Origin of the sequence: Streptomyces atriruber, assembly GCF_001418325.1 — a bacterium.
GTDB lineage: Bacteria > Actinomycetota > Actinomycetes > Streptomycetales > Streptomycetaceae > Streptomyces > Streptomyces atriruber.
Genome location: NZ_LIPN01000215.1, coordinates 1 through 4,190, shown reverse-complemented (window position 1 = coordinate 4,190; position 4,190 = coordinate 1). Strand labels below are relative to the sequence as shown.

At 72.1% G+C, this 4,190-nt stretch carries 2 protein-coding genes; both read left to right on the top strand.

The annotated features are described in order from the left end of the window. Positions 1-326: 326 nt before the first annotated feature. Positions 327-1,487: a flavin-containing monooxygenase gene (locus AOK03_RS22310; RefSeq protein WP_055567094.1), complete on the top strand. Its 1,161-nt coding sequence runs from the start codon at positions 327-329 to the stop codon at positions 1,485-1,487. A gap of 414 nt (positions 1,488-1,901) precedes the next feature. After that, positions 1,902-4,127: an acetate--CoA ligase family protein gene (locus tag AOK03_RS22305; RefSeq protein ID WP_055567093.1), complete on the top strand. Its 2,226-nt coding sequence runs from the start codon at positions 1,902-1,904 to the stop codon at positions 4,125-4,127. Positions 4,128-4,190 lie beyond the last annotated feature (63 nt).

Genomic DNA, 4,190 nt, shown 5'->3' with positions numbered 1-4,190 from the left:
GAAGAAGCCGGGGAAAGAGAACCGGCCAAAGCCGTCCGGCACCCCGTCCGCCGCCCGCCCTCCCGTCACCGGCTCCCTCCACGCAACGAAGGCCCCGCCCGCGACGTACGGACCCGAGGGACCCGCTCCGCGGCCTCTCCTCCTCGGTCCGGGGATCACACGTTTCCGGCGGTGACACACTTCTGACGGTACGTCAGTTCAACTCATGGGACACCGGATGCGCAAGAGCCGTACGCCCCGTACATCCCGTACGCCCGTGATCAATTCGCAATCGCTTTCGGACTTGACCGTCACCCATCAAGTAATCGCGCGATTACTCTCCAGTCATGGCTGTCGACCCGACCCCTCCGCTTACGCTCGTGCAGGACCGCCCCGTGTACGTCATCGGCGGCGGCCCCGGCGGTCTCGCCACCGCGGCGGCCCTGCGCGCACGCGGTGTCCGCGCGGTCGTCCTGGAGAAGTCCGACCACGTCGGCACCTCCTGGCGCGGTCACTACGACCGCCTCCACCTGCACACGACCCGTCGCCTCTCCGCCCTGCCGGGGCTGCCCATCCCCCGGTCGTTCGGCCGCTGGGTGTCGCGCGACAACGTGGTCCGCTACCTGGAGAAGTACGCCGAGCACCACCAGCTCGACGTCGTCACCGGGGTCGAGGTGACCGGCCTGGAACGCACCGGCGACGGCACCGGCTGGCTGCTGCGCGCCACCGGCGGGCGCGAGCTCACCGGCAGCGCGGTGGTGATCGCCACCGGCTACAACCACACGCCCCACCTCCCGGACTGGCCCGGCCGCGACACCTACACCGGTGAACTCCTGCACGCCGCGGACTACCGCAACCCCGGCCCCTACACCGGCAAGGACGTCCTGGTCGTCGGCGTCGGCAACACCGGCGCCGAGATCGCCGTCGACCTCGTCGAGGGCGGCGCCGCCCGGGTCCGCCTCGCCGTCCGCACCGTCCCGCACATCGTGCGCCGCTCCACGGCCGGGTGGCCCGCCCAGCGCACCGGCATCCTGTGCCGGAGGCTGCCCGTCGCCCTGGTGGACCGGCTCGCGAGGCCGATCGCGAGGGTCGGCGTCCCCGACCTCGCGGCGCAGGGGCTGCCGCGCCCCGACACCGGCCTGTACACACGCGTCAGGCAGGGCGCGATCCCGGTGCAGGACGTCGGCCTGATCGACGCCGTGCGCAAGGGGCGGGTCGAACCGGTCTCGGCCGTCGAATCGTTCGAGGACGGAAAGGTCGCCCTCGCCGACGGCACGAGGATCGGCCCGGACGTCGTCATCGCGGCGACCGGCTACCGGCGCGCCCTCGAAGGACTCGTCGGCGACCTCGACGTCCTCGACGCCCGCGGCCGCCCGACCTGCCACGGTCCCAGAGCGCCGAAACAGGCCCCCGGCCTGTACTTCACCGGCTTCACCAACCCGATCAGCGGCATGCTCCGCGAACTGGCCAGGGACGCCGAGAAGATCGCGAAGGCGATAGCCCGCTGATTTTCCCGTCCCTCCCGTCGGCCGCGTACCGACGCGCCCGGACGGGGCCCTTTTGACACACACTGGCGGCCAGTCCGGGAGCTGCCGGGTGCCACCGAAGGGCCTCGGGGCGCCCTTCCGGGGCGCCCCGAAAGGGGCGCGGGGAACTGCGCGCCCGGCCACAACACCCCCGCAGCCGCATCCGAACCTCCGCCCTCACCCCTCCCATCGGCCGATTCGCGACCTTGGCAACGATCGGATTCTGCGGTTCCGTTGACGACCAGGGGCGGAACAAGGTCACCCCGCCCCCGAAGCGCCACCCCCGCACCGCCCTCGGCGCCAGGCTTTGCGTGCAGCCCCATTCCTGACACAGCGTCAGTTCAGTAATCTGACTATGCGTCAGTTAAGTGCTGTCACACAGGAGCGGGCGGACCGATGCTTGGATCGACTCACGGCACCTTCACCACCGACCCCCGCCGCGCCCATGTTGTGGCCTGCGGCGAACTCCCTCCCAACGCCGTCCACGGCAGGGCCGCCACGGCGGACGACCTGGACGTCAGCGGCCGACCGCTGTACGCCGGCGTACCCGATCTCGACCGCTTCTTCCGCCCCGCCTCCGTCGCCGTCGTCGGCGCGTCGGACGCCGAGGGGCGCCCCAACACCGGCATCACCCGCCAACTCATCGCCTGGGCCGAACGCGTCGGCGCGCGTCTGCACCCCGTGCACCCCACCCGTCGGTCCGTCTTCGGCATCCCCTGCTTCCCCTCCGTCGCCGACCTGCCCGAACAGGTCGATCTGGCCGTGCTCCTCGTCGGCGACCCGCTGCCCGTCATCGAGCAGCTCGCCGAGGAGAAGGTGCGGTTCGCCGTCGCCTTCGCCTCCGGGTTCGCCGAGACCGGCGAGGAGGGCGCGGCCGCCCAGGAACGGCTCGCGGCCGCCGTCCAGCGCTCCGGCCTCAGGCTGCTCGGGCCGAACACCAACCTCAACGCCTTCGAGAAGTTCCGCGAGGACCTCGAAGGACCCGCCGTCGCGCTGATCACCCAGTCCGGCCACCAGGGCCGCCCCGTCTTCACCATGCAGGAACTGGGCGTACGCCTCTCCCACTGGGCGCCCACCGGCAACGAGGCCGACCTGGAGACCTCCGACTTCATCTCCTACTTCGCCGAACGGCCCGAGGTCGGCGCCATCGCCTGCTACGTCGAGGGCCTCAAGGACGGCCGCGCCTTCCTGCTCGCCGCCGACCGGGCGGCCCGCCGCGGGGTGCCCGTCGTCGCCGTGAAGGTCGGCCGCACCGAGACGGGCGCCCGCATGGCCGCCTCACACACCGGCAAGCTGACCGGGGCCGACACGGTGGTGGACGCCGCGATGCGGCAGTTCGGCGTGATCCGCGTCGACGGTCTCGACGAACTCCAGGACACCTCAGCACTGTTGGCGCGGGCCCGGCCGCCGCGGGCCGACGGCGTCGCCGTCTATTCGATCTCGGGCGGCACGGGCGCGCACTTCTCGGACCTGGCGACCGAGGCCGGTCTCCGGCTGCCCACGCTCTCCGACGCCAAGCAGACGGAGCTGCACCAGTGGATACCCGAGTACCTGAACGTCGCCAACCCCGTCGACAACGGCGGGCACCCCGTCGGCGACTGGCGCGGCCGCAAGATCATCGACGCGATCCTGGACGACCCCGAGGTGGGGGTGCTGATCTGTCCGATCACCGGCCCCTTCCCGCCGATGAGCGACAAGCTCGCGCAGGACCTGGTGGACGCGGCGGAGCAGACGGACAAGCTGGTGTGCGTGGTGTGGGGCTCGCCGGTCGGCACCGAGGACGCCTACCGCGAGACGCTCCTCGGCTCCTCGCGCGTCGCGACCTTCCGCACCTTCGCCAACTGCATCACGGCGGTGCGCGCCTATCTGGACCACCACCGCTTCACGACCGGCTACCGCTCCCCCTTCGACGAGGCGCCGCGGACCCCTTCGCCCTCCTTCCGCAAGGCGCAGGCCCTGATGCGGCCCGGCCAGCAGCTCAGCGAGCACGCGGCGAAGCAGCTGCTGCGCGCGTACGGGATCCGGGTGCCGCGGGAGCAGTTGGTGACCAGCGCGGCGGCGGCCGTCCGGGCTGCCGGGCTCGTCGGCTACCCGGTCGTCATGAAGGCCTCGGGGGCGCAGCTCGCGCACAAGACCGAACTGGGCCTGGTGAAGATCGGGCTGACTTCGGCGAGCCAGGTGCGGGACGCCTATCGGGAGCTCACGGACATCGCCCGCTACGAGGGCGTCACGCTGGACGGCATCCTGGTCTGCCAGATGGTCGAGCGGGGCGTCGAGATGGTCGTCGGCGTCACGCACGACCCGCTGTTCGGACCGACGGTGACGGTCGGGCTCGGCGGCGTACTCGTGGAGGTCCTGCGGGACGCGGCCGTGCGGGTGCCGCCCTTCGGCGAGGACCAGGCGAAGGCGATGCTGTCCGAGCTGCGCGGGCGCGCCCTGCTGGACGGAGTGCGGGGTGCGCCGCCCGCGGACATCGACGCGCTCGTCGAAGTCGTGCTGCGGGTGCAGCGCATGGCGCTGGAACTCGGGGACGACCTCGCGGAGTTGGACATCAACCCGCTCATGGTGCTGCCACGGGGGCAGGGAGCCGTCGCCCTCGACGCGTTCGCGGTCTGCCGCTAGCCCGAACTCACCCCCGCCGCCCCAAGCCCGGCCCCGGGACCACCACGCGCGGGACCACCACGC

What these genes read in the sequence shown, in the direction of transcription:
- AOK03_RS22310 (WP_055567094.1), top strand. Translation starts at nt 327, where the DNA reads ATGGCTGTCGACCCGACCCCTCCGCTTACGCTCGTGCAGGACCGCCCC.
- AOK03_RS22305 (WP_055567093.1), top strand. Translation starts at nt 1,902, where the DNA reads ATGCTTGGATCGACTCACGGCACCTTCACCACCGACCCCCGCCGCGCC.